Genomic DNA, 19,641 nt, shown 5'->3' on the forward strand with positions numbered 1-19,641 from the left:
CGGTGAGCCCCTGGGCCGCCGACGCCGTCCGACGGACGGAGCGACCATGAAGGTCACGCGACGGGTCAACGCCGCCATCGGCGTCCTCACGCTGGTGGTCAGCCTCGTGGCGTCGATGTGGCGCTACGACCACGACCGTGCGTTCGGGCCGGGGCTGCTCCTCACCTCCGCGATCTTCGGCTTCGTCGCGATCACCCTGGTCATCACGTGGCGTCGGCACACCGCGGTCCCGGGCTCGGCCCCGATGAGCGCGGGCCTCGTCTGGCTCTTGCTGCTCATCCTCACGACGATCGCGATCTGGGACCTCGTCCCGTCGAGTCGGCGGCCGGCATACGGGCTGCTGCTCGCGGTCGTCGTGGGCGTCGTGCTCGGTGCGGCGGCCGGCCCGAGCGTCGACCTCGGACCCGAGGACGACGACCGGGTCTGAGTCAGTCCAGCGGACGGCGCGCCGGGCGCGGCAGGCTCACGAGCGTGCCCAACGCCGCGACGACGAGGGCGGCGACGAGGAACGTCGTCGCCACCTCACGGAGGGTGTCGTGCCGCCAGACCGTCGTCACGAGGGTGGCGACCGCGACTGCGGTCCAGACCAGGTAGCCCACGACGTGCCACCCCCGGGCCGCCCCCCAGAACACGAGCACCTGCGAGAGCGCCCACGCCCCACCGAGTGCCGTGAAGACCGGGACCAGGTCGGCAAGATGCTCGTAGGCCGGACCCCCCACGACTCGGATGAGCGGGGAGGAGAGTGCGGCGGACAGGGCGACGCCGACGGCGACGATTGCGGCTGTCCCGCCCAGCGCGAGGAGGAGCGGTCGAGCGCCTCGCGCCCGGGACATGCCCGGGTACAGCACGGTGACCAGGAAGGCCGGCCCCCAGAAGGCCGCCTTCGCGAAGAGGCTGAGGACGGCATACGCCCCCGAGCTGTCGCCGGGCAGGACATGACGGGCAACGGGCGTGTCGACCGTCGAGGCCACGAGCAGGGCGGACGTACCGGCCATCCCGACGAGGACGCGGCGCACCTGCGTGGGGACGTCCGCGTCGAGGCTGCGTCGCAGGTGTCCACGCACGAGGAGGACGGCACCGGCGGCCACGAGCCACGCCGCTGCGGTCGTGAGCGCCATGACTCCCGTGACGCCCCAGCCCAGCACGGCGGCGCCGGCGCCACCCGCCGTGCGCAGGAGCGAGACCACGGCGTAGAGCGACCCGAGTGCGACGAATCGTTCGCCGCCCTGGAGGCTGCCCTGAACGCCGGCGGTGACGCAGGTGGGAGTCATGGCCGCGGCCACGAGGAGCACAGGTGCGGGTCCCGAGAGGTGCAGCACGCGGACGATGATTGGTGTGAGCACCAGGACGGCGCCCGTGACGACCAGACCGACGACCACACCCGTGCGCAGGGCACTGGCGTGCGCATCCGGTCGGTGAAGCGCGACCCGCCAGGCACTGACGAGCTGGGTCGAGAGGGCTGCGACCCCGGCGATGATGACGAGGTTGAGCAGCGAGGCGACGGCGCCGAGATCATCGGCGCCGAGCTCGCGGTTGAGGACGAGGAAGAGCGCGTACGCCACCACGTTGGCGAGGAGGGTGCCCGCGCCGACCGCGCTCAGCGCAGCCGAGGACCTCGCCGAGACCCGGCGGGGCGAGCTCGCAGTGTCCGTGGGCATGGGCTCGCTGGTCACCTGGTGACGACCGAGGAGCTCGTGAGCCTGCTGCAGAGTCGCGGCACAGGACCCCACCGGTTGCTCACCCGGGCATGATCCGTGCTCCCGCCGTAGTGGGAGCGGACGAACGAGAGACGAGTGGGCTCGCTGTACCAGTCGTCGTTCCACTCGGACTCGGGGAGATACAGGTCGAAGCGGGGGTCGTCGTTGACGCGCAGGCGTGTCTGGAACAGCTCGGGGACCGCATCGGCGGTGACAGTGACGGTGCGATCGCGGGCCACCTCGAACCAGGGCGACACGAAGTTGCCATCCGCGTCCACGATGACGAGCCGTGCCTGCGGGACCCCACGGTCGAACTCGAGGCCGACCTGCCGAGCCTCACCTCCCTGCTGGTCGAACAGGGGGAGGAGCCCGGGTTGGTAGTCGACGAACGTCGGGGTGACGCTGGCCACCATGCGCCGCTGCTCCACGAGGTTCCACGGCTCGTACTGGTCGCCGGTGTTGACGTACAGGGCGGCGCAGTCGCCGACGACGTGGAGCTCGTCCGCGCGACCATTCGCCGGAACGGTCGACGACGTGTGCACGAGTCTCGCGACGGGGGAGTCCGGTCCGCCGCTCAGCCTCTCCTGCAGTGACAGGAACGACGTGAGCTCGGACCCGCGGTGCGTCTGCGCCGCCACGAGGGCTCCCGTGGCAACCTGTGCGAGGACGGAGAAGGCGCAGAGCACCGCCATGAGTGCGACGACTCCCCGGCGGACGAGGGACCTCGAACGCTCGAGCAGGGCCACGAGGTACCACGCACCGATCGTGCCGACGACGACCAGAGCCGGTACGAAGTCGCTCGTGTAGCGGTGGGCCAAGTAGCCGTAGCCCATGACACCTCCGCCGATGAGGATCGTGCCCGCTGCGGGCCATCGCAGGGCCACCACCTCGCGACTCGCGCGTCGTCGCAGCAGCACGGGGAGTGCGGACAGGCAGAGGAGGAACAGCAGCGGCATGAAGGCCGTCACGCTGCCGGTGCGGTAGGTCTGGTCGACGAAGGCCCCCCCGTAGGCGGGGGCCGGCTCAGCAGGCAGGGTGATCCACGGGAAGTAGTCGACGAACCGTATGCCGTCCGGCCGGAAGTAGTTGACCAGCGTCGTCTCGAAGAACTGCGGCCCGGTAATGGTCCCCCCGTTGACCTCGAGCGCCTGGCGCCTGTGCGCGTTGACCTCGGTCCAGACCTGCGACTGCAGGGGAAACAGGTACGGGTGGTGGAACTTGATCCAGTTGTACGTGACCGAGGCCGCGGCGGGAAGTGCTCCGGCGGCGACGACCGACAGGGCGAGCTTCGTCCTCGCCGAACACCATGGCGAGCGACGTCGCACCAGCATCCAGACTCCCAGTCCCACCGACGCACCGCTGAGGGCCAGACCCCCGGGGGTACGGGTGAGGGCCAGGGCCGTGACGAAGCCGCCCAGAGCGAGGACCGAGGTCCGCGCCGGTTCCAAGGCGACGCGGAGCAGCCAGTACGCAGAAGCCACTGCGAGCGCCGATGCCCAGAGGTACACCTCGTGGTAGACCCAGGGCAGGGCGGCGTCGAAGGTGAGGACGGTGCCACCGGTGATCGCTGCGAGCAGGACGGCGGCCACCGCACCATCGGTCCGGCTGAGCGGCGCACCGGGACGCAGGCAGTCCCGGACCAACCACACGAGTCGCGTGGCGAACACCGCCAGGACGACCCAAGCGAGGGCCATCGACACCACCGTCAGACGTCCGTCGAGCTCGTGGGTGAGCAGCTGCACCGGGATGCGCAACAGCGCGGGGAACGGCGGGAAGTACATGTACGTCTTGCCGTCGATGACGAAGCTCTCGATCCCGAGAGAGCCGTCGGGCACGCTGAGTCGACCGTCGAGGAAGGCGGTGGCCTGCGCGTCGAAGAAGTTTGAGGCGAAGCGCCGTGCCACCGCGGTACGGAGTGGGTCGGGACGGAAGTTCAGCAGGACCAGGAGGAAGGGGAGGCCACCCAGCACCAGTCCTGCCGAGGTGGCCACCACACGGGGACGTGGCGTGGGGTCAGGACTCAAAGGCGTTCCAGCTTGTAGAGGAACTGGTACCCGAAGAAGGTCGGCCTGACGCGGACGGCTGCCCGGTCGGCAGCGGACGCCCACCGCGCAAGACGTCCGACCGCGCGGTTCCCCCCGCGCTCGAGGATCTCCACCGGTGAGCCCACGGTGCGGCGCTCGACGATGCGCAGGCCGCCCTGGTCGATGAGTCGCTCGAAGCTGCGCCGCGTGAAGAAGCGAACGTGACCGCGGTCCAGCGGACCCCGCTGGTCGTAGTCGAAGGTGCCGGACGCCGTGCGGAGCCGCGGGTACCAGTGACCGAAGTTGGGGATGCTCACGAGGATGCAGCCCTCCCCGGACAGGCGGCTCACCATGTCGGCCATGAGGGCGTCCGGGTCGATGACGTGCTCGAGGATGTCGCCGGCGACGATGACGTCGTATCCCTCCCCGGCCTCGTCGGGAAGCCCATGGTTGAGGTCTGCCTCGACGAAGGCGTCGACTCGTTCTCCCACGCCGTCGTGCTTGACGAGATCGACCCCCACCACCCGGTGACCCATCGCACGGATGAGTCCGGCGAAGTGCCCGTCGGAACAACCGACGTCGAGGACCGAGGCGGACGGAACACCAGTCATCCAGCTCAGCAGTTGGCCGTGCGAGGAGTGCGCGCTGTGCTTGACCTGGTAGGCGTCTGTGTCGGCGCTCGAGCCGCCGCCGAAGCCCATGAGCTGCGCCCGGTGTCGCACGACGTCGACGGCCACGTCCCGGGCGTAGGCCATGCCGTTGACGTAACAGATCTCGTCGCCGTAGTAGGTCGGGATCGGGACCTCGACGATGCGCTTCCTGACCCCGAGCATCCCGAGAATGATCTCGGTGTCGAAGTCGAAGCCGTCGGAGTAGTCGGCGAACGGGATGTCGCGCAGGGCATCGGTGCGGTAGGCCCGGTAGCCGCTGTGCCACTCGGTCAGCGACGCGCCCGTCATCGCGTTCTGGAACGTCGTGAGGATGCGGTTGCCGACGTACTTGTAGAGCGGCATCCCGCCCTTGAGCGCCGAGCCGCGCTCCATCATGCGAGAGCCCATGACGGCATCGGCGTCACCCGAGACAAGGGGGGAGACGATGTCCTCGATGATCTCGGGCGCGTACTGGCCGTCGCCGTGCAGGAGCACGACGATGTCGAGGCCCTCCTCGATCGCCCAGCGGTAGCCGAACTTCTGGTTGCCGCCGTAGCCGAGGTTCTCGACGTGGCGGATCATGGTGAGCGGCAAGGTGTTGCCACTCTGGTACTCGAGGCCCACCTGGTAGGTCTCGTCCTGGCTGGCGTCGTCGCAAACCAGGACGTGGTCCAAGCGCGTGCGGAAGTCCTCCGGAATCCGGTCGAGCGTGGCCCGCAGCGTGGACGCCGCGTTGTAGGCGACGACGAGTACGCCGACCCTGGGCTCGGCCCCTGTTTCCGCCCGGTCTTCTGACGCCATCGTCAACCCTCTCGATCTCGCTGTGCCGCGTGGCCGTCTCGCCTCGCGCGTGCACACCCGGTGAATCGTACCGGTAGGTAATGTGGGCGGCCACGTTCTGGCATACTCCCGCGCATGACCCACGCCACCCTCGTCGACATGGAGTCGCTGCGGACCAAGCTTCCGCGCCTTGCCGGAGAGTATGCGTCGGCCCAGCCGTTCCCGCACGTCGTGCTCGATGGTGTTCTCACGCAGGATGCATTCCGTCAGGCGGTGGCCGAGTTCCCCGCGATCGGGGACCCGTTCTGGAAGGGGTACCTCCACGTCAACGAGACGAAGTACGGCAACACGCAGCCCGACACGTGGGGCCCGACCCTCAACGCGGTGGCGCGGGAGTTCGTCTCGCCGGAGTTCGTCACCTTCCTCGAGGAGCTCACCGGCATCCCGAATCTGCTCCCAGACTGGACCATGGACGGTGGTGGGTTGCACCAGACCCTGCGTGGTGGCCACCTCAACGTCCATGCCGACTTCACGACCCACCACGTCAAGGAGAACTGGAGTCGGCGGGTCAACATCCTGCTCTACCTCAACGACGAGTGGCGTGAGGAATGGGGCGGACAGCTCGAGCTCTGGGACTCCCAGATGACCGCGGCCCAGGCGAAGGTCCAGCCGGCCGGCAACCGCATGCTCGTCTTCACGACGAGCCACGACAGCTTCCACGGGCATCCGGATGCCCTGACGTGCCCCGAGGGCATGGCCAGGCGCTCCATGGCGCTCTACTACTTCACGGAGGAGGCGAGCCCGGTCCGCAAGGCGACCAACTACCGTGCGCGTCCCGACGAGTCCGCGTCCAAGCGCGCCGCCATCGCCGTGGACCGTGGTGCCGTCGACCTCTACGACCGCGCGAAGCGCAGGCTGGGCATCTCTGACGAGCAGGTCAGCGGAGTGCTCAAGAAGGTCAACCTCCTGCGTCGGCGCACCAAGAAGTAGGTCCCGCCGAACCGACTGGCATACCGGTCTCCCGGACGGGCCTACGCGTGTGCTGCGTCTCGATCCTCCAGGCCACCCCGCTCATCCTTGGCGTGGCGGGGCCGACCGATACCTCTCGTCCAGCGACTGACTGGCTCGTCCACCCAGCGGTGGAGCGCCGTAACGAGCAGGCCAAGCCCTACGACGGTGAGGATCAGACGGGAGATATTGCTCCATCCCGCGGTGTGCCTTGTCACTGCGTGGAAGACGGGCAGGTGCCACACGTACAAGGTGAGAGACACCGCGCCGAGCGATCGAAGCGGTCGTGCAGCGAAGAGACGTGACGCCGGGCTGGTGGACTGATGATCGAGGGACGCTGCAAGCACGAAGAGGGTGGCGGCAGCAGCCACGGCAATTCCCTGCGCCTTGAAGTAGGCGTCGATCCCCAGCTGAGTGCCACTGAAGATGATCGCCAGAAGCAGCAGTGTTGCCGCACCGACGGCCGCGGGGGCCTCTCGGCGCCACTGGGATGCCCGATCCCACAGCAGCCCAGCGAGTACTCCCCATAGCGCGGCATCCGCTCGGGTCGACGTACGCAGTGAAGCGCTATACCAGCCCTCCGTCTCGTACACATGCCATCGCCACCACGTCACACCCACGATCAGTACCACTACCGCGACCGTCAGCGCGGTGCGCCGACGCCCCCACAAGGCGATGGCCAGCGCAAGAACGATGAAGACGTGCAGCTCAACGCTCAGGTACCAGAGGTGTCCCAAATCGCTACGGGCCTCGAAGGCGTTGTCACGGACGTACCAGTTCCATGTGTAGGTTGCCACGGCGAAGACCGACTTCTTCGTGGTCGCGTCGCTGGCCGTGTCCGTGTCGTCGATGCCGGCGACGACCGTCACTGCGACCAGGAGAAGTCCTACTTGCGCGCTGATCCGAAGCAGTCGCCGAACGAGAGAGGCCGCGGGTCCGGTTGAGCCAGACCGGTCGAAACCATCCAGCATGCTTCGGGTTACGAGGAACCCGCTCAGAACGAGAAAGATGGAGACCGCCACGCTGCCGGCTTTGAACCAGCCGTCGAACGGTGCGATCTGGTGCAGGTCGTCAAAGGGATAGATCACCCAGATGTGCGACAGGACGACCAACAGGATCGCCAAGCCGCGCAGGCCGTCCAGCGTCTGGAGCGTGTGCTCAGAACGATGCGAGGAGGCGGACACGCGCGTCACCGTATCTCACTGCCGATCCCACGCTCACCCTCTTCGCTCAGCCGTATCGGCGCGCGGAAGAGGGGCGAGTTCTTGAGCCACCGTCTGGTGGGGTCTTCGATCAATCTCTGTGCCACGTAGGTGGCACCAGCGAGAAGAGCGAAGGCGAGGACGCTGCGGGCCTGCCAGCTCGCTGAGGTGGTGTGACGAGCCACGGTCTCGAAGATGATGAGGTGCCACACATATATTGCGAGGGACGCGTTGCCGAGGTACTGCAGGGCAGGGGTTCTGAAGAACCGCGACGCCCAGCATTGTTCCGAGCTGTAGTGGAGGGCGCAGACCAGGACGACACTGACCAGCGTGAAGGCGACGCCCCAGTGTCGGAGGTACTGCAGGGGGTCAATCTCACCGGACAGAAGGAGGAGTCCGAGTAGCAGCACGGTGGACAGCAGCGCGACACGATCCGCCCAGTCCCGCCAGCGCGCGACATAGCGGATCGCGAGCGCGGCCACCACGCCGAGGATGAGTCCGTCGGATCGTGTCGTGGTCATCAATGATGCGGGAAACCAGCCATCGGCGGCGAGCACGAGGAACCGGTTGACGACGACGGCGACTGCTGCAAGCGTCAGGACGACTCCTAGGACGAGTCGACGACGGGAGAAGACGATGAGCAGGGGCAGGAGTAAGTAACACTGCTGCTGCACGCTGAGGTACCAGAGATGTCCAAGATCACCCCGAGCCTCGAAGACATGCTCGAGCGCGTATTGGTTCCACGTGTAGGTGAGGACGTTGACAACGGAGCGGTAGGTGGCCGTGTCCGAGTACGGATCAGTGGAGTCGAAGCGATGGATGGCGACGACGGCTAGGCAGGCTGGCACGAGCTGGACACCAATGCGGACGATGCGGCGCAGATAGAACCTCAGTGGGTCGAGTGATCCACGCTCCCTCTCCTTGATGAGAGTCAGCGAGACGATGAAGCCGCCGATGACGAAGAACACCACGACGGAACCACCTTGAAAGATGCCTCGGATCACAGGAATCTGGTCGGTGAGCTCGCGGGACCACAGGATCCACGCGTGGTTGATGACGACGAGGATGATCGTCACGCCTCGCAGACCATCCAATGCCGTGACACGCGTATCCGTCCGGATGGACTGCAGTTCCATGGGCGGCACGTTAGCTCGTGTCGACGCCGAGCCGGGCACGGCGTTGGCGCTGGTAGGTTCTCGGCCCACACGTCGGCCACGCGCAACCACGTCGGCCATCGCGAGCACAGTGAAGGAGAGACGTCCTGTTCTCTCAGGTGGCGGCTGCCGGTCGGCAAGACGACGACGAAGCCCCACCCATGACTCGCGCGCCCTCGTTTCTCGTCGTGGGGTGGTCGTGCCTCATCGCCGTCGTCGTCCTCGGCCCGGCGCTCGGACGGGGCGTCGTCCTGGCCTACGACCTCGCCTGGTCGCCGGACGCTCGTCTCACCCCGGTCGCGACCGGTTCGGGAACCGCAGTTCCACGTGCGGTGCCAAGTGACGCGGTCGCGTGGCTGGCAGGGCTCGCGCTGACCCCGGCGTTGGCGCAGAAGGTCGTGCTCGTCCTGATCCTCGTCGGGGTGTCCCTCGGCGCCGTCGCCCTCGCACGCGACCTCCGCCCGTCGCTCGGCCGGGGACCGATGCTGCTCGTGGCGCTCGCGGCCGTGTGGAACCCCTTCGTCTCCGAGCGGCTGGTCATCGGTCAGTGGACGACCCTGCTCGGGTATGCCGTCCTTCCGTGGGCCATGCGGTCCGTCAGCCGGGCGCTTCGCGGAGCGAGCAGCTGTCTCGCGGTGGCCGTCCCCGTAGCCGTGGCCGGTGTCGGAGGGGTCAACAGCGTCCTGCTGGTGGCAGGTGCCGTTGCTGCCATGACCGTCGTCGGCGTGCATCGGGCCCGCCGCAACGCCGGCCTGACGTTGGGTGTCGCCGCAGTGGTGGGCGCCGGCATCTCGGCGGCGTGGGTCGTCCCCTCCATCCTGAGCTCGCCCTCTCTCGTCGCAGACCAGGTCACGGCCTTCGCCGCAACGGCGGACACCCCCTTGGGGGTCGCGGGGTCGCTCGTCAGCGGGGGAGGTTTCTGGAACGTGGCCTCCCATCCCGCGGCCCGCAACACCGTGGGGCTCGCTCTCGTGGCTGCGGCCGTGTCGATCCTGTTCGGCGGCTGGTTCCTCCAGGAGGTGGTGCGCCGACGACGGCTCGCGCTCGCGGCCCCCGCCCTGGTGGGTGGACTCGTGCTGGCCCTGAGCCTTCTTCCACCGCTTGGCGACCTGTGGGTCCTGGTGGTCACCGAGCTCCCCGGCGGCGGTGCGCTCCGGGACAGCCAGAAGTTCGTCGCGCCGTGGGTGGTGGCCATCGCCGTGGGTGCCGGTCTGGCCGTCGACTCGCTGGCGCGGCGCTCGCCCGCCCTGCGTGGCCCCGGGTTGGTGGCCGGCCTCGGGCTCGTCGCCCTGTTGTCGCCCCAGCTCGTCTGGGGCGTGGGCGGCCGGTTGTCGGCGGTCACGGTTCCTCCCGAGCTGCGATCTGCCGCTGCCCGGACCTCGTCCTTGCCCGAGGGCGATGTGGGCCTCCTGCCGTGGAACCAGTACCGGCGTTATGGGTGGAACGCCGACCGGATCTCGCTGACCATCGCCCCTCGCATGGTCGGCCATCGCGTCCTGTTCAACGACGCGCTGCCGCTTCGCTCGGGTGAGGTCCTGGGTGAGGATCCGCGCGCAGCGCGAGTGAGCGCGGACATCGGGTCGGGGACCTCCCCCGCGCAGGCGCTCGTGCGGGCGGGCGTGACGTACATCGCTCTGGAGCGCGACACCGGCCTCGCGACCGACGAGCCTTCTGTGCGCGCCGTCGGGGTGGTGCGCATCGACACGCCGCAGCTGCTCGTCGTCGAGGTTCCGCAGGCGGAGCCCTCCCCAGGCGGAGGACAGCGCAGTGTCGTCGTCGGCTGGGTCGTGACGGTCCTCACGGCGATCGGCGTGCTTGTGGCGTGTGTCGCGACCTCGATGCGGCGAAGGTTACCGGCTGGTCTGTTACGATCGCGCCCATGACTGCTCTCGCTTCCGTGATCGCTGGCGCCATCCTCGCTGTGGTCGCCATCATCGGTGGTGTCTCGGCCATCACCCCGTCGGCGAACTCGGCCGCGAAGAGCGAGCAGGTCGTCACCTACGACGCCCCCTGACGCGCCGGGGCAACGCCCCGCGTCAGACAGAGACCGGCACCCTGTGGCGCCGGTCTCCGCTTGTCTGCTCAGCGTGCCTGCCGACCCGCTGCGTCGAGCAGCGCACGTTCCCACTTCTCCACCGCCTCATCCCAGTGGAACTGTGCCACCCACGAGACGACCTCCTCGCTCATCCGGCGCCGGAGGTCGGCGTCGGACAGGAGCTCTCGGACGGCGTCGACGAAGGCGTCGGTCCCGTGGTCGACGAGCAGCCCTGTGCGCCCGTGCACGATCGAGTTGGTGGGTCCACCGGCCTCGGTGAAGGCCACCGTCGGCGTGCCGTGCACTCCCGCCTCGACGACCACCAGCCCCCATCCCTCCTTGAGGCTGGGCATGAGGTGGACCCAGGCCCGGGCGAGGAGCCGGTGCTTCTCGGTCTCGGAGACGTGACCGTGGAACGTGACGCGGTCCTCCACCCCGAGCTGCCGGGCGGTGTCGTGGAGGTTCGGGTCCCACCACCCGGAACCGACGACGTCCAGCGTGAGCGCAGGGATCTCGTCCGCGAGGCGGGCGACGGTCTCGAGCGCGATCTCGACGCGCTTCTGCGGCACCAGCCTGCCGAGGACCACGAGGGACGGGTGCTCCGACCGGTGGGTGCCGTCCAGCGGGGTGTGGTCGGTCCCGTTGTGGATCACCTGGATCTGGTCCTGACCCACCCCGAGTCCGCTCAGCTCACGCTTGGTCGAGTCGCTCACAGCGACGTAGCGGCTGCGGCGATACACCGTCGGGGCCAGCCGCGACTCGAGCCACCATCCGGCCCGCGACAGGCGTGGTCCGAAGACGACCGGCCACTGCTCCTTGTGTACGTGGTGGACGAGGTTGACGACCGGACGCCGCCGGGTCAGGGGACTGAGGTACGGCATACCGTTCTGGACGTCGACGACGACGTCCGCGGCATACCGGTGGACGAGGTTGGCGGCCAGGGCGCGAGGGTAGATGCCGTACCGCCCGCCCTTGCGGATGTAGTGCACACCGTTCACGACCTCGTCCGGCAGTGCCCCCGGGTAGGCAGCGGTCCGGAAGATGACCTCGTGGCCGCGGTCGGCGAGACCCTCCGCAACCGTGACGAGGTACTTCTCCGCGCCGCCGGCCTCGGGGTGGTGCATGTCGCGCCAGTTGAGCAGCAGGATGCGCAGGGGCACTGGGGTCACCTCCATCGGTGTCGGCGTCGTCGGGCGTCACAGCGACGACAGATGGAGATGGTTAGATTCCCGTCATGCAGAGCGCGCCGGTCGGCAGATACCGAACAGTAGCAAGATCTGTGAGGCTCTTCCGATCGTTCCTCGTCGAGCAGACGGACCCCGACCGCTTCTACACCGACGTCGCCGACGACACGGTCGCGCTCATCACCCGGCACGAGCAGCTCGACGGCAGGACGGTCCTCGATGTCGGTGCCGGACAGGAGCAGTTCGCCCCCCGGTTCGTCGCGCGTGGCGCGCGATACCTCGCAGTCGACATCGAGCGCGGTGCGCTGAGGACCGGCCCCGACGCGGGGGCGGTGGTCGGACGGGGGGAGCAGCTCCCCTTCGCCGACGACGCCGTCGACGTCGTCATGTCGAACAACGTCATGGAGCACGTGCCCGACCGCGGCGCTCTGCTGGACGAGATGCTGCGGGTGGTGCGACCTGACGGGCTCGTCTTCGTCTCGTACACCGCGTGGTACGGACCGTGGGGTGGCCACGAGACCTCCCCCTGGCACCTGGTCGGCGGGCATCGGGCACGACGCCGCTACGAGCGTCGCCACGGGCGGCCGCCCAAGAACCGGTTCGGCGAGACGATGCACGCCGTCACGGTGCGCGAGGGGCTCGGCATGGCGCACCGCAGCGATGTCGAGATCCTCCAGGTGGCCCCCCGCTACTTCCCCGAGTGGGCCGACGTGGTGCTCAGAGTGCCCGGGCTCCGCGAGCTGGTGACGTGGAACCTGATGCTGGTACTTCGCCGGCGGTGACACGACGCTGGAAGACGTTCGACCCTGCGGTTCTCGCGGGGCTCTTCGTCGTGTGGGCGGCCGCTTGGTCCGTCGCCCCCGGCCGGGTGGCTGCGGACACGAAGACCGACCTGTTCGTCGACCCATGGGGTTTCCTCTCGTCCGCGCTGCACGCGTGGGACCGACAGGTCACCTGGGGCGGTCTGCAGAACCAGGCCTATGGGTACCTCTTCCCGATGGGTCCCTTCTTCGGGATCGGCTCGGAGATCCTCCCCATGTGGGTCGTGCAGCGGCTGTGGTGGACCACGCTGCTCACGGCCGGGTTCGCGGCGACCCTGGGTCTGCTGCGAGCGCTGGAGGTGGGAGGCCCCCGCGTGCGCATCGTCGCCGCACTCGCCTACGTGCTCTCGCCGCGAGTCGTGAGCACGATCGCCACCGTGTCGTCGGAGGCGCATGCCCAGCTGTTGGCGCCGGCCATCCTGTGGCCGCTCGTCCTGGTCGACCGTGGTCGGCTGTCGGCGCGCAGGGGGGCGGCCCTGAGTGGGCTGGCCATCCTGTGCTGCGGTGGCGTCAACGCCACGGCGACGGCCTGCGCGATCCTGCCGTCGGTGTTGTGGCTGCTCACCCGGCGATCGTGGTGGCGCCGGCCCGTGACCTGGTTGTGGGGGGTCATGGTCCTGGGTGCCACCAGCTGGTGGCTGGTGCCCCTCGTGGTCCTCGGGAGGTACTCGCCACCCTTCTTGGACTGGATCGAGAACGCCCAGACCGTGTCGGCGCAGATCACGTCGCTGGACACCCTGCGCGGCACGACGCACTGGCTCGGCCACCTCGTCACCGCCGCGGGCGAGTGGTGGCCCGCGGGTCACCAGCTCGTCGCCTCGCCCTCGAGCATCCTGCTCACGACCGGTGTCATGGCCTTCGGGCTCGCGGGCCTCACCCTGCGGCGACTTCCGCACCGCACCTTCCTGCTGTCCTGCCTCGCCGTCGGCGTGCTCGCGATCTCGCTGCCGCACCGGACCCCGTTCGGCTCGCCGGTCGTCGACGTCGTCCAGGCCGCACTGGACGGGAGCCTCGCGCCCCTGCGCAACGTGCACAAGGCCGACCTCCTGGTCCGGCTTCCCCTGGTGGTCGGCCTGGCCCACGGGCTGCACGTCGTCGCTTCGAGCACACGGGTGGCACGTCGGTGGCGCCAAGGCCTTGTCGCTGCCATCGCCGTGCTCGTCGTGGGCGCTGCGTCACCCGCATTCAGCGGCGCGATCGCGGCGCGCGGAACCTTCACCGAGATGGCGCCGCAGTGGCGGGACCTGGGCCGGTGGCTCGACCAGCGACCCGACGAGCGTGCGCTCGTCGTCCCGGCGTCGGGCTTCGGAGAGTACGTCTGGGGTCGCACCATGGACGAGCCGTTGCGCCCCCTGACCACCGCGGCGTATGCCGTGCGTGATGCGGTTCCGCTCGCGCCGGCAGGCACCATCCGACTGCTCGACGAGGTCGAGGCGCGCCTGCAGACCGGGCGCTCCCTCGACGGTGCGACGGCGATGCTGCGTGCCGCCGGTGTGCGGCACCTCGTCGTGCGCAACGACCTCTCGTCCGGCGAGTCGGGCCAGCCGCCGGTCGCCCTGTCGCGCTCGGCGGTGAGGGGATCACCTGACATCACGTTCACCAAGGGTTTTGGCTCCACGTGGCTCGACGCGTCCGGGCAACGTGTGTTCCCGGTGGAGGTCTACACGCTGCGCGGTGACGTCGCCGCGGACGTCACGGTGTGGGACGCCCGCGATGCCCTGGGGGCGACCGGTGCCACCGAGGACCTCGCGCGGTTGGCGGACGCCGGCCTCGGAGATCGGCCGGTGATCTTCGACGGGGACCGCACCCGCAGCCTTCGACCGACGACGAGCGTGGCGACGGACGGATTCCGTGCACGCACCCGCTGGTTCGGTGCGCCGCGTGGGCAGGACGTCACGAGTGCGCTGACCGCGCGGGCAGCCCGCGAGGCCCCGGACTACCTGCCGTGGCCCGAGGTCGACCGCCGGTCGGTGGTGACCTACGACGGCATACGGGACGTCGGTTCGTCATCGTCGATCGCCACGGACTACGGCGTCGCTGGCCTCCAGCCGGCCCACCGGGCGTTCGCCGCCATCGACGGCGACGACGCCACCTCCTGGGTCACGGTCGGTGACCCCGACCCCGAGCTGACCGTCGACCTCGAGGAGCCCCGGGACCTCCGGGAGATCTCCGTGCTCCCCCTCGTGGACCGCAAACGCTTCGGTCAGGCGCTCGGCGTGCCGACCCGGGTCCGGGTGACCACGCAGCACGGCTCGGTCGAGGCTGACCTCACGACCGGCGGCTCCGCCACGAGGGTCGCCCTTCCTGAGGGCGCCACGGGACGGGTCGGCGTCCGCGTCCTGGACACCACCGAGGGTGCACCCAGTGGAACCGTCACCGGGCTGGCCGAGCTCACCATCCCCGGTGTCCGACCGCAGGAGGTGGTCCAGACGCCACGGACGTCCGGCGAGGACCTGGCCGACAGTGCCGTCCTCGGCGCCGGCCTGACCGGGAGGGACGGCTGCGCCGTGGCCTCCCCGGAGATCATCTGCCTGACGGGGCAGCTCCTCGACCCCGAGTCCAGCGGGCCCATGGTCCGTGACGTCGCCGGGCTGGCAGCCGGACCCAGGACGGTGCGGGGCACCCTTGCGGTCGACCCGCAGCAGCCGTCCTCCGCCCTCTCCGACGTCCCGGGCGTGGACGTGCGGGTGAGCAGCCAGCGCGGCTACGCGCCGACCCAGCTCCCGTCCGCCCTGGTGGACTCCGACGAGCGCACGGCGTGGAGTCCGTCCTCGGACGACACGAGCCCTTCGGTGACCCTGACCCTGAGCCATGTGACGCGGATCGAGGGGGTGCGGCTCCAGGTGCGGGACGACTGGGCTCGCTTGGCCGCCCCCGCGGTCGTCCTCGACATCGACGGGACCGAGTTCACCAGACGACTGCCCGCGCACGGGGTCCTGACCATCCCACCCACCTCCGGTCGGCGGATCACGCTGAGCTTCGTCGACGTCCCGGCGCCGGAACGACAGGGTCTGGACTCCCTCCAGCTCGAGGAGGTCGAGGTCGTCGGTCACCCCTTCTCTGTGCCGGTGCAGGCACTGAGCGCGGAGTGCGGGCGTGGGCCCCGGCTGACCGTGGACGGACGGACGATCCCGACCTCCGCCACGGCGACACGCGATGGACTGCTCGGTCTCAGTGACGTCACGTGGCAGGCCTGCGAGGACGTGGACGTCGCGGGCGGCGCGATCCACCGCGTCGAGCTGGGCGGCTGGGAGGGCCTGGTTCCGCGATCGGCCGTCATCTCTCCACGGATGCCGGCCGGTGCTGCGCCCAGCTCCACGGCTGTCACCACGACGCGGGTCAGTCCCACGTCGCTTCGGGGCGAGGTGGGAGCCGGTCCACAACGCCTCGTCGTCATGACGGACAACGCCAACGCCGGCTGGGAGGCGAGGATCGACGGAACCCGACTCCCGAGCCAGGTCGTCGACGGTCGACGTCAGGGTTTCGTCGTTCCGGCAGGCAGCGGGGGGACGCTGGCCATCACGTTCGCCCCCGACCGCACCTACCGCTGGGGGTTGTTCATCGGGTTCGCGCTCGCAGCGCTCGTCGTCGCCGCCGCGGCATGGCCGGGTCGCGGACGCGGTCAGGGACGCGATCGCGTCGCCGACCCCTCGCACCGGGGATGGAAGCGTGTCGCTGCACTCGTGGCACCGGTCGTGGTGGCGGGGCTCGTGGCAGGTCCCGTGGGTCTCGTCATCGGCGTCGTGGCGGTGGCCGTGGCACGCATCGTCGGACAGGGCCCCCTCACGGCCGGGCTCGTTCTCACCCTGGGGATGGGTGCGGCGATGGTCCAGGCGTTCGCCGCACCCGGGGTCGTGGGGAGCTCACTGGTGTCGAGCCTGGTCTGGCTCCTCGTGGTCGGCGCGTTCGTCCTGGCGTTGGCGGCGGCGCAGGATGCGTCCGACGAGGCGTGAGGCGGGTACCTCGATCCAGTAGTGGCTCAGTGCTGCGAGGCCGATTGTCGTCGGCAGCCCGACCGCGAGCAGGGGGAGCAGGCCGCCGGAGAACTCGGGGACGTCGGTGATCTCGTAGATGGCCGCGAAGACGGGAAGGTGCCAGAGGAAGAGCCCATAGCTGATGACACCGAACCAGCGGATCCACGGGTGGGTCAGCGCCGAGGCGTAGAGCGAGTGTGTGCCCATCGTGAGCGGGAGGAGCAGACAGAGAGCGACGAGGGTGCAGAGCGCCGAACGCACGAGGAGCTGGCTGCCGTCGGCAGGGGCGACGGTGAGCGGACCGGTGACCGCTGTCGTTGCGAGGAGGTAGGCCGCGCCGGCGACGGCGAGGCACGCCACGGCGTCCCTGCCCCAGCGCACCAGGGCCGTGCTCACAGGGTGGCGGGGCACGAGGAGCGCCTCGGCACACAGCATCCCTACGAGGAACTGGGGCCCTCGGGCGTGCAGCCACATGTGGGTGCTCACGTCGACGCCGAAGACCTCGCCCCCGCGGAAGCCCGATGCCAGGGTCAGCAGGACCGTGGCCAGCGCGACGACGACGAGCGGCCGGTCGGGATGGCGGCGTCGGAGGGCGGCCAGACCCAGGACGACCAGGGGTAGCGCAGCGTAGAAGGAGATCTCGGTCGCGAGACTCCACGACTGGTTGAACGACGAGATCCACGCGTCCGGGACGTAGATCTGCAGGGCAAACGTGTGGAGCAGCCAGCTCCTCAGCGGTGGGTTGGCGAAGACGACGACGGCCGCCAAGGTCGCCCAGTAGGCCGGCAGCACCCGCGCCGCACGACGCAGGAGGTATCCGCCGAGGTCGAGCGGACCCGACCCCTTCGCGATGAGCCCACGGTGGAGGAGGAAGCCGGAGAGGGCGAAGAAGATCCCCACCCCGAAGTCGCCACGCGACCACAACCGGCCCATGAGTCCACCCGTGGCCCCGAAGCCGGTGAGGAAGGCGGCGTGGGTGAGGATGACCATCACCGCGGCGACTGCGCGCAGCCCGTCCAGTGCGGGAATGACCGTCACCGCACCCTCGGGCGCGGTGGTCGCGCGGGACGTGCTCATGGGCGCACTTTAGGCGAGACGCAGCCGTGCGCGGGAGGTGCAGGAATTCTGTGGTACTCGCTGGTAGGGTCTCGTCAACTTGTTCCGTGTTCTACCTGAGACAAAGGTGTCCCGCAGATGCGCAGAATCATCGGTCTGGTCTTGATGGGCCTTGCCGGCTTCCTCCTCACCGCCGCGTTGCTGGCGCTCGTGTACATCCCGGGACAGGTGAAGAAGACCCCCTTGGACACGGACTCCAACACCCGGCTCTCGGGTCAGGCCGCCGCCCTCCCCACGGGCGAGGGCGCCCCGGTCAAGGCGCTGAGCCACACCGTGGCCGACGGTGCCAAGTCGGACGGTGACGTCGTCGTCTTCGACACCTTCACCTGCCTCATCACCGACCCGGACGGCAACGCGCCCGACTGCGTCGACGACTCGAACACCGGTGAGGGCACCAGGCTCGTGTCGGCGACGACCGACCGGTTCGCCACCAACCGCAAGACCGGCCTCTCGGTCAACACGGCCAAGTACATCGGTGACGCCACGCCGCACGAGGGACTGGTCAACAAGTTCCCCTTCGACGTGGAGAAGAAGACCTACCCCTTCTGGGACGGCATCCTCGGTCGCGCCGTCGACGCCACGTTCGAGGGCGAGGAGAAGGTCAACGGCTGGAACACCTACAAGTTCGTCATCGACGTGGCCGACGAACCGGCCGAGATCTCCAACGGCATTCAGGGCACCTACTCGTCGCTCAAGACGATGTACATCGACCCTCGGACGGGTGCCATCCAGAAGCAGACCGAGAAGCAGAAGCGCGTCCTCGAGAATGGCACCACCGTCCTCGACCTCGACTTCGGCTTCACCGATGAGACCGTCGCGGCCAACATCAAGGACGCCAAGGCCAACGACAGCAAGCTCGGCCTGGTCGAGAAGCTCCCACTCATCGCCGGGCTGCTCGGTCTCCTTGCCGCCGGCGCCGGCTTCTTCCTCTGGAGCGGCGCTCGCCGTGCCGACGGTGGCGATGACGTGCGCAGGGGGCCCGACGGCGACGGGGGCGACCCGGCCGAGGAGCGTTCGATCGACGTCTTCGGTGACTCCGACGAGGCCGCCACGCGCAGCCGCGCGGGCGTGCGCCGTTGACGCGACACCGCTGACGCGACACCGCTGACGCCAGAGGGCCTCGCCGGAGCATCGGCGAGGCCCTCTGGCGTCAGCTCACGGGACGGCGGCAGACGAAGATCGCGGTGCCGGGGATGACCGCCCCGCGCGTCGGCGACCACCCGCCCCAGGTCTCGGTGTTGTCCTCGGGCCACTCCGGCTCCACGACGTCCTCGACGAGCAGCCCGGCCGCGACGATCTCTCGGATCCGGTCACCCATCGTCCGATGGTGCTCGACGTAGGTCGCCCGGCCCACGCCGTCCGACTCGACGTAGGGCGTCCGGTCGAAGTAGCTGAGCCGGGCCACGAGCCCCGCCTCCGACGGGTCGTCGGGGAAGGCCCACCGGATCGGGTGGGTGGTCGAGAACACGAACCGTCCGCCCGGCCTGAGCACCCGGGCGACCTCGGCCATGACGGCCGCACTGTCCGCGACGAACGGCACGACCCCGTATGCCGTGAAGACCGTGTCGAAGACCGCGTCACCGAACGGGAGGGCGAGGGCGTCGCACTGCAGCAGCGGGGGAGCGGTCCCGGTCCTCTCGCTCAGCCCGGCGCCGACGCGCAGCATGCCCATCGACAGGTCGGTGGCCACGACGGAGGCACCGACGTGGCGCTCCAGCCACCGCGCGCACTGCCCCGCGCCAGCGCCGATCTCGAGGACCCGCTGGCCCGGTGCCGCCGCGAGCAGCCCGAGGTCCTCCTCGGTCCACCCCTCCGGGCCCCAGACGAACTCGTCGTCCCCGAGGAAGCTGCCGTGCTCGGCGTAGTAGTCGGCGGCCTCGCCGTCCCACCAGGCACGGTTGGCGGCCTGGGTCTCACCGGTCCCGGCGGTGCGCCGACCGACGTCCTCGCTCACCGGCATACCCCGCTTTGACCCTGCATGGACCAGGTCGGTAGT

15 protein-coding genes are annotated in these 19,641 nt (G+C 69.5%); 7 read left to right on the plus strand and 8 right to left on the minus strand.

Features of this window, described 5'->3' with window-relative positions; translation table 11 throughout:
• Positions 1 to 46 precede the first annotated feature (46 nt).
• Entirely contained in the window at positions 47 to 427 is a 381-nt protein-coding gene (locus ACSQ11_RS13780) for a hypothetical protein (RefSeq protein ID WP_436006309.1), read from the plus strand.
• Between the two features lies 1 nt (position 428).
• On the opposite strand, the gene ACSQ11_RS13785 is transcribed toward ACSQ11_RS13780, so the two are convergent.
• The 3 genes from ACSQ11_RS13785 to ACSQ11_RS13795 form a co-directional block, all read right to left on the minus strand.
• Positions 429 to 1,658 (minus strand): lipopolysaccharide biosynthesis protein, encoded by a 1,230-nt coding sequence (locus ACSQ11_RS13785; RefSeq protein WP_436006311.1) that lies wholly within the window; start codon positions 1,656 to 1,658, stop codon positions 429 to 431.
• Between the two features lie 11 nt (positions 1,659 to 1,669).
• Positions 1,670 to 3,601: a hypothetical protein gene (locus tag ACSQ11_RS13790; protein WP_436006313.1), complete on the minus strand. Its 1,932-nt coding sequence runs from the start codon at positions 3,599 to 3,601 to the stop codon at positions 1,670 to 1,672.
• A 116-nt stretch (positions 3,602 to 3,717) separates the two neighbouring features.
• The gene (locus tag ACSQ11_RS13795; RefSeq protein ID WP_436006315.1) at positions 3,718 to 5,172 is read right to left on the minus strand and encodes a bifunctional glycosyltransferase/class I SAM-dependent methyltransferase; all 1,455 of its coding nucleotides are present in this window, start codon (positions 5,170 to 5,172) and stop codon (positions 3,718 to 3,720) included.
• Positions 5,173 to 5,286: 114 nt separating this feature from the next.
• Between ACSQ11_RS13795 and ACSQ11_RS13800 the strand changes: the two genes are divergently transcribed.
• Positions 5,287 to 6,141 carry a 2OG-Fe(II) oxygenase gene (locus ACSQ11_RS13800; RefSeq protein WP_436006317.1) on the plus strand — a complete coding sequence of 285 codons (855 nt, stop codon included), beginning with the start codon at positions 5,287 to 5,289 and terminating at the stop codon, positions 6,139 to 6,141.
• 41 nt (positions 6,142 to 6,182) lie between these two features.
• Here ACSQ11_RS13800 and ACSQ11_RS13805 read toward each other — a convergent pair whose 3' ends face one another.
• Entirely contained in the window at positions 6,183 to 7,343 is a 1,161-nt protein-coding gene (locus ACSQ11_RS13805) for an acyltransferase family protein (protein ID WP_436006319.1), read from the minus strand.
• Between the two features lie 5 nt (positions 7,344 to 7,348).
• On the minus strand, positions 7,349 to 8,497 hold the full coding sequence (locus ACSQ11_RS13810; protein ID WP_436006321.1) for an acyltransferase family protein: 1,149 nt from the start codon (positions 8,495 to 8,497) through the stop codon (positions 7,349 to 7,351).
• Between the two features lie 179 nt (positions 8,498 to 8,676).
• On the opposite strand from ACSQ11_RS13810, the gene ACSQ11_RS13815 reads away from it, so the two are divergent.
• Positions 8,677 to 10,398, plus strand: a complete 1,722-nt coding sequence (locus ACSQ11_RS13815) for a hypothetical protein (RefSeq protein ID WP_436006323.1) — start codon at positions 8,677 to 8,679, stop codon at positions 10,396 to 10,398.
• The gene (locus ACSQ11_RS13820) at positions 10,395 to 10,529 is read left to right on the plus strand and encodes a hypothetical protein (RefSeq protein ID WP_436006325.1); all 135 of its coding nucleotides are present in this window, start codon (positions 10,395 to 10,397) and stop codon (positions 10,527 to 10,529) included. Before ACSQ11_RS13815 ends, ACSQ11_RS13820 begins: the two co-directional genes overlap by 4 nt.
• A gap of 68 nt (positions 10,530 to 10,597) precedes the next feature.
• Here the strand turns inward: ACSQ11_RS13820 and ACSQ11_RS13825 are convergent, their stop codons facing one another.
• Entirely contained in the window at positions 10,598 to 11,710 is a 1,113-nt protein-coding gene (locus tag ACSQ11_RS13825) for a glycosyltransferase family 4 protein (RefSeq protein ID WP_436006327.1), read from the minus strand.
• A gap of 119 nt (positions 11,711 to 11,829) precedes the next feature.
• Here ACSQ11_RS13825 and ACSQ11_RS13830 point away from each other — a divergent pair, with 119 nt between their 5' ends.
• Together ACSQ11_RS13830 and ACSQ11_RS13835 are read left to right on the plus strand one after the other, a co-directional pair.
• Positions 11,830 to 12,516, plus strand: coding sequence for a class I SAM-dependent methyltransferase (locus tag ACSQ11_RS13830; RefSeq protein ID WP_436006329.1), 687 nt, complete (start codon positions 11,830 to 11,832; stop codon positions 12,514 to 12,516).
• Entirely contained in the window at positions 12,513 to 16,508 is a 3,996-nt protein-coding gene (locus ACSQ11_RS13835; RefSeq protein ID WP_436006331.1) for an alpha-(1->3)-arabinofuranosyltransferase domain-containing protein, read from the plus strand. The genes ACSQ11_RS13830 and ACSQ11_RS13835 overlap by 4 nt, the downstream gene beginning before the upstream one ends.
• Here the strand turns inward: ACSQ11_RS13835 and ACSQ11_RS13840 are convergent.
• Positions 16,419 to 17,606 carry an acyltransferase family protein gene (locus ACSQ11_RS13840; RefSeq protein ID WP_436006333.1) on the minus strand — a complete coding sequence of 396 codons (1,188 nt, stop codon included), beginning with the start codon at positions 17,604 to 17,606 and terminating at the stop codon, positions 16,419 to 16,421. The two genes, ACSQ11_RS13835 and ACSQ11_RS13840, sit on opposite strands and share 90 nt — an antisense overlap.
• A gap of 117 nt (positions 17,607 to 17,723) precedes the next feature.
• On the opposite strand from ACSQ11_RS13840, the gene ACSQ11_RS13845 reads away from it, so the two are divergent.
• The gene (locus ACSQ11_RS13845; RefSeq protein ID WP_436006335.1) at positions 17,724 to 18,725 is read left to right on the plus strand and encodes a DUF3068 domain-containing protein; all 1,002 of its coding nucleotides are present in this window, start codon (positions 17,724 to 17,726) and stop codon (positions 18,723 to 18,725) included.
• Positions 18,726 to 18,795: 70 nt separating this feature from the next.
• On the opposite strand, the gene ACSQ11_RS13850 is transcribed toward ACSQ11_RS13845, so the two are convergent.
• Positions 18,796 to 19,605 (minus strand): class I SAM-dependent methyltransferase, encoded by an 810-nt coding sequence (locus tag ACSQ11_RS13850; RefSeq protein ID WP_436006337.1) that lies wholly within the window; start codon positions 19,603 to 19,605, stop codon positions 18,796 to 18,798.
• Between the last annotated feature and the right edge of the window lie 36 nt (positions 19,606 to 19,641).

The sequence above is a fragment of the Knoellia sp. LjRoot47 genome (genome assembly GCF_964253435.1).
Lineage (GTDB): Bacteria > Actinomycetota > Actinomycetes > Actinomycetales > Dermatophilaceae > Knoellia.

What these genes read in the sequence shown, in the direction of transcription:
- ACSQ11_RS13780 (WP_436006309.1), top strand. Translation starts at nt 47, where the DNA reads ATGAAGGTCACGCGACGGGTCAACGCCGCCATCGGCGTCCTCACGCTG.
- ACSQ11_RS13785 (WP_436006311.1), bottom strand. Translation starts at nt 1,658, where the DNA reads ATGCCCACGGACACTGCGAGCTCGCCCCGCCGGGTCTCGGCGAGGTCC.
- ACSQ11_RS13795 (WP_436006315.1), bottom strand. Translation starts at nt 5,172, where the DNA reads ATGGCGTCAGAAGACCGGGCGGAAACAGGGGCCGAGCCCAGGGTCGGC.
- ACSQ11_RS13800 (WP_436006317.1), top strand. Translation starts at nt 5,287, where the DNA reads ATGACCCACGCCACCCTCGTCGACATGGAGTCGCTGCGGACCAAGCTT.
- ACSQ11_RS13810 (WP_436006321.1), bottom strand. Translation starts at nt 8,497, where the DNA reads ATGGAACTGCAGTCCATCCGGACGGATACGCGTGTCACGGCATTGGAT.
- ACSQ11_RS13815 (WP_436006323.1), top strand. Translation starts at nt 8,677, where the DNA reads ATGACTCGCGCGCCCTCGTTTCTCGTCGTGGGGTGGTCGTGCCTCATC.
- ACSQ11_RS13820 (WP_436006325.1), top strand. Translation starts at nt 10,395, where the DNA reads ATGACTGCTCTCGCTTCCGTGATCGCTGGCGCCATCCTCGCTGTGGTC.
- ACSQ11_RS13840 (WP_436006333.1), bottom strand. Translation starts at nt 17,606, where the DNA reads ATGAGCACGTCCCGCGCGACCACCGCGCCCGAGGGTGCGGTGACGGTC.
- ACSQ11_RS13845 (WP_436006335.1), top strand. Translation starts at nt 17,724, where the DNA reads ATGCGCAGAATCATCGGTCTGGTCTTGATGGGCCTTGCCGGCTTCCTC.
- ACSQ11_RS13850 (WP_436006337.1), bottom strand. Translation starts at nt 19,605, where the DNA reads ATGCCGGTGAGCGAGGACGTCGGTCGGCGCACCGCCGGGACCGGTGAG.